Source organism: Streptomyces sparsogenes subsp. cuspidosporus (genome assembly GCF_039532705.1).
Lineage (GTDB): Bacteria > Actinomycetota > Actinomycetes > Streptomycetales > Streptomycetaceae > Streptomyces > Streptomyces sparsogenes.
This window is the reverse complement of sequence record NZ_BAAASD010000120.1, coordinates 1-1,953: the sequence shown is the minus strand read 5'-3', so window position 1 is coordinate 1,953 and position 1,953 is coordinate 1. Positions and strand designations below refer to the sequence as shown.

The following is a 1,953-nucleotide window of genomic DNA, read 5'->3' as shown; positions in this document are numbered from 1 at the left end:
GGTTGAGGTGGACATCGTGCCAGTGGAGGGCGAGCGCTTCCCCTTTGCGCATGCCAGTACCGATGAGAAGTTCACACAGATCCGCGATGAGTGGGTCGGCGTGGTGGCAGTAGCGCAGGAAGCGGGCTGCTTCCCCGGCCGTCCAGATCCGACGCTCGGCCGCCGCCGGGCGGGGCAGGACCATGCTGTGCTCGCGGAGGATCTCCCAGACGGTGGAGGCGGCGACCTTGATCCCCAGCGCGGCGAGTTCGCCGTGGATCCGTCGATATCCCCACGAGGCATTCTCCCTGGCCAGACGCAGGACCAAGGCGCGGATCGATCGGATCGCGCGTGGGCGTCCGCGTCGCTTGGGTACGCAGGTCGCGGCATGGCGCCGCCTGAGCAGGTCGCGATGCCAGCGCAGGACCGTGTCGGGGCGGACCAACAGCAAAAGGTGCCGCAGTCTGTCTTTGGGGAGGTGGTAGAGCAGGCCGGCGAGGATGGCACGGTCGCTGTCGGTGAAGGTCGGCTTACCGAACCGGCGTTGCAGGACCAGCAGTTGGTGCCGGAGCACGAGGATCTCGACGTCCTTCTCCCTGTCGCTCATCGGCAGGAGCCGTAGGAACGCCAGGGCGTTGGTCGCGGCGAGGTAGGCCAGACGCAGCAGTACGACAGATCATGATGCCGCCGGGGCCCTGCGTAGGTGAAGACCCCGGGGTAGGAGCGCCGAAGATCCGTGATCAGGTTCTCGACCTGCGTGGATGATTTATCGGCACCCGCAGTGTTGGACGAGCGGGCCACTACCCGGTAGCGGTTGCAGTAGGAGTTGTGGCAGAGGTAGGAGCCGTCGCGCAGGACCTGTGCGGTGCCGTTCTCGGGACCTTGCGGGTCTTCCGTGGCGGAGTGGGCGTAGTAGGTGGCCGAGGACCAGTCGGAGCACCACTCCCATACGTTGCCGGCGGTGTTCCACGGGCCGAATCGGTTGGGGCGGTAGGACTTCACCGGAGCGGTGGTGAGGTATCCGTCCTCGGCGGTGTTCGTGTGGGGGAAGCGTCCCGGCCAGATGTTGCAGCGCCAGCGGCCGTCGGGTGTGAGGTCGTCGCCCCAAGCGTAGTGGCGCCCGTTCAGGCCGCCGCGTGCCGCGTACTCCCACTCCGCCTCGGGTGGCAGGCGCTTGCCGGCCCACCGGGCGTAGGCGGTCGCGTCGTTCCACGAGACATGGGCGACGGGGTGGTTCTGCTGGCCGCTGATGTCGGATCGGGCGCCTTCCGGGCAGCGCCAGTGGGCACCCCCGACGTTGATCCACCAGGGTGCTCCGGCGGCATTGCCCAGGACGTCGGCGGACGGTGCGTCGACCACAAGGTGGAAGACCGCCGACGAACCGTAGCGGTCGGCGTCCGTGAACTGGATCCAGGGCTCCATCAGGCCGCGGGCGATTCCGTACCAGCCCGTGAGGAAACCGACCGGCCGCGGCCGTGCCGAGGGCGAAGCCGATGAGTAATCCTGGTGGTCAGCATACGGCGTCGCGATGAGCGTTGGTACCGGCTTCACCGCGTGGTGCTGGCTCGTACATGCGTTCGCTGTCGGGCGGGCAGGCGTCGTTACGTTAGTTTCCGGGAGGGGCGGGTGCCTGTGTTCCCCCAGTGTCCGGAGGGCTGCGTCGGTAGGAACTCGGTCGACGAGTACCCTAGATCGCCCGGTTAGGGAGCGGCGACGATGGGCCTTTTGCGGTCCGGTACGGCTGCGAAGTGAGATGACCCCGGTTTCGTGGAGTCCCTGAAGCCAGGCTTATGATCCTGGCCCGAAGGAGAACCACGAGCAGTGCCAGCACCACGCAAGTACCCGGTCGAGCTCCGTGAGCGGGCCGTCCGTGAGGTCCGCACCAGCGGCCGTCCGATCGCGCATGTCGCGAAGGACCTGGGCATCCACAAGGAGGCCCTGCGCGGCTGGGTCCGCCAGGCCGAGGCGGACACC

General features: G+C 67.7%; 1 protein-coding gene and 2 pseudogenes. 1 reads left to right on the top strand and 2 read right to left on the bottom strand.

The features are described 5' to 3' along the window. Both ABFY07_RS42620 and ABFY07_RS42615 read right to left on the bottom strand, forming a co-directional pair. Positions 1-586, bottom strand: a pseudogene (locus tag ABFY07_RS42620) (hypothetical protein); the annotation flags it as partial. A 173-nt stretch (positions 587-759) separates the two neighbouring features. Then, positions 760-1,380, bottom strand: a pseudogene (locus tag ABFY07_RS42615) (SUMF1/EgtB/PvdO family nonheme iron enzyme); the annotation flags it as partial. A gap of 420 nt (positions 1,381-1,800) precedes the next feature. Here ABFY07_RS42615 and ABFY07_RS43395 point away from each other — a divergent pair. Next, positions 1,801-1,953, top strand: a 153-nt coding sequence (locus ABFY07_RS43395; RefSeq protein WP_428837124.1) for a transposase, incomplete at its 3' end; no start/stop codon positions are given.